Annotated in this window: 3 protein-coding genes; all 3 read left to right on the forward strand. The window is 73.9% G+C overall.

Annotated elements, in window-relative coordinates; all coding sequences use genetic code 11:
- Nucleotides 1-95: 95 nt before the first annotated feature.
- The gene (locus C665_RS19395) at nt 96-899 is read left to right on the forward strand and encodes an ABC transporter permease (protein ID WP_245537198.1); all 804 of its coding nucleotides are present in this window, start codon (nt 96-98) and stop codon (nt 897-899) included.
- Nucleotides 900-902: 3 nt separating this feature from the next.
- Complete coding sequence (locus tag C665_RS19400; protein WP_004328800.1) at nt 903-1,670, forward strand: ABC transporter ATP-binding protein; 768 nt, start codon at nt 903-905, stop codon at nt 1,668-1,670.
- Nucleotides 1,663-2,070, forward strand: a 408-nt coding sequence (locus tag C665_RS19405) for an ATP-binding cassette domain-containing protein (RefSeq protein ID WP_004328801.1), incomplete at its 3' end; no start/stop codon positions are given. The genes C665_RS19400 and C665_RS19405, both read left to right, overlap by 8 nt.

Genomic DNA, 2,070 nt, shown 5'->3' on the forward strand with positions numbered 1-2,070 from the left:
GAGCTCGCGCCGGGCACCTTCTGGCATGGGGGCGGGGGGCGGTGAGCGCGCAGCGCCTCGCTCCGCCTGCGCCCGCCGTGCCTGCGCGTACCCCGGTGCCTTCGACGACCTCCCCGCACACGCCGGCCGCCGCTGCGCCGCAGGGGACGCCCGCGCGACGCGACGAGCGCCGCCTGCGCATCGCCTCGCTGTTCGTCTTCGTGCTGCTCTGGCAGCTTGGCGCCAGCCTCGCCGACAGCCGCACGCTGCCCGATCCGCTCGCCGTGCTGGCGCGCATCGGCGCCGAGACGGCCTCGCTCGCGCTGCCCGGGCACCTGGCGGTGACCCTCGGCCGGGTCGCGGTCGCCTTCGCGGCGGCGATGCTGGTGGGCGCGCTGGTCGGCATGGCCATGGGGCGCTGGCGCAAGGTGGATGCCTTCCTCGATGCCTGGCTGGTGCTCGGCCTCAACATCCCGGCGCTGGTCACCATCATCCTGTGCTACGTGTGGTTCGGCCTCAACGACTGGGCGGCGATCCTGGCGGTGGCGATCAACAAGATCCCCACCGTCATCGTCACCGTGCGCGAGGGTGCGCGCGCGGTCGATCCCAGGCTGCTCGAGGTCGCGCGCGCCTACCGGCTCGGCCGGCGCACCACCTTCCTGCGCGTCTATCTGCCGCAGCTCGCGCCCTGGCTGATCGCCGCGGCGCGCTCCGGGCTGTCGCTGATCTGGAAGATCGTGCTGGTGGTCGAGCTGCTCGGGCGCAGCGAGGGCGTCGGCTTCCAGCTCAACGTCTTCTTCCAGTTCTTCGACATCACCGGCATCCTCGCCTACACCCTGGTCTTCGCCGGCGTGGTGCTGGCCGCCGAGGGCTGGCTGTTGCGTCCGCTCGAGCGCCGGCTCGGCGCCTGGAGGGCCTGAGCGATGCTCGACATCCGCATCGACACCAAGCGTTTCCCCGACCGTGGCGGGCGTCCGCACCTGGCCTTGTCGGGGCTGCACATGCAGGTCGCGCGCGGCGAGTTCGTCTGCGTGGTGGGGCCCTCGGGCTGCGGCAAGAGCACGCTGCTCGGCATCGTCGGCGGGCTCGACCGCGCCTGCGCGGGCGCGGTGAGCATGGACGGCGCCGCGCCGGCCGATCTCGGCTTCATGTTCCAGGAGCCGCGCCTGATGCCCTGGATGAGCGTGCTCGACAACGTGCTGCTGGTGGTGCCCGACGGCGTGCGCGCGCAGGCGCGGCCGCGGGCGCTGGAGCTGCTGCGCGCGATGGAGCTCGGCGATGTGCTCGACGCCTACCCCGGGCGCCTCTCGGGCGGCATGATGCGCCGCGTCGCGCTCGCCCGCGCCTTCGTCAACGAGCCCGCGCTGCTGCTGATGGACGAGCCCTTCGTGTCGCTCGACAGCCCGACCGCGAACCGCCTGCGCGCGATGCTGCTCGCGCAGTGGCGGCGCTGCGGCGCGAGCGTGCTCTTTGTCACCCACGACCTGCGCGAGGCGCTCGCGCTTGCGGACCGCATCTGCTTCCTGTCGCCGTCGCCGGGGCGGGTGGTGTTCGAGTTGGCGGTCGATCTGCCGCGCCCGCGCGATCCGTCCGGCGCGCAGCTCGACGGGCTGCACGCGCAGCTGCTCGCCCGCCATCCCGAGCTGCTCGCCGGCCTGCCGGCGGCGCGCGAGGAGTCGGCCCATGACTGAGGCACGCGAGGTCTTGCTCCAGGTGCGCGGGGTGCGCAAGGCCTACGGCGCGCGGCCGGCGCTGAAGGGGGTGGACCTGGAGGTGCGCGCGGGCGAGTTCGTCGCCCTGCTCGGGCCCAACGGCGCCGGCAAGAGCACGCTGTTCCAGTTGCTGACCGGCTTGTTCGACGCCGACGCCGGCGAGCTGCGGGTGTGCGGCGAGGACATGCGGCGCACGCCGGTGCGCGCGCTCGGGCGCATCGGCGTGGTGTTCCAGCAGATGACGCTGGACCTCGACCTCAGCGTGGAGGCCAACCTCGTGTTCCATGCGCGCCTGCACGGCATCGGCGGGGCCGCGTCGCGCGCGCGCATCGCCGACGTGCTCGCGCGCGTCGGCCTCGCCGAGCGCCGCGCCGACCGC

The organism is Thauera aminoaromatica S2 (assembly GCF_000310185.1).
Taxonomy (GTDB): domain Bacteria; phylum Pseudomonadota; class Gammaproteobacteria; order Burkholderiales; family Rhodocyclaceae; genus Thauera; species Thauera aminoaromatica.